Source organism: Mesorhizobium sp. M2E.F.Ca.ET.219.01.1.1, assembly GCF_004016445.2.
GTDB lineage: Bacteria > Pseudomonadota > Alphaproteobacteria > Rhizobiales > Rhizobiaceae > Mesorhizobium.
Genome location: NZ_SADT02000095.1, coordinates 1 through 375 on the forward strand (window position 1 = coordinate 1; position 375 = coordinate 375).

Consider the following 375-nt stretch of genomic DNA (forward strand, 5'->3'; position numbering starts at 1 on the left):
GACCCTTGCCGCGCTTGTCCGGCTCGGTGTCGAATGTCACTTTCTGCCCATCCTCAAGACCGGGAAGACCCGACGCCTGCACGGCCGAAATATGGACGAAGACATCCTTCGCGCCATCGTCCGGCGTGATGAAGCCGAAGCCTTTGGCATGATTGAAGAACTTGACGGTGCCGGTCTGCGGCATGGGAAGCTCCTTATGATCCCATAAAGTCCAGTTTCGGGTCGTGAAATGCCCGAGTGGAAATTTGTCCTTTATTTTAGCGCTATCGGCAAGAGAAAGTTTTTGCCCCGCCCGGCAGGCATTTTGGCAGCGCTTTGCGTCCGCCGCGCTTCGCGTGCCGTGATCCAAATTGTCGTTTTGGTGCACGCCGTTAG

The 375-nt window shown here is 56.5% G+C and carries 1 protein-coding gene; it reads right to left on the reverse strand.

Annotation, left to right across the window (positions count from 1 at the left end; genetic code table 11):
* Positions 1-184 (reverse strand): cold-shock protein (locus EN862_RS35070; protein ID WP_135913299.1); only part of this gene is annotated, 184 nt, incomplete at its 3' end.
* Positions 185-375 lie beyond the last annotated feature (191 nt).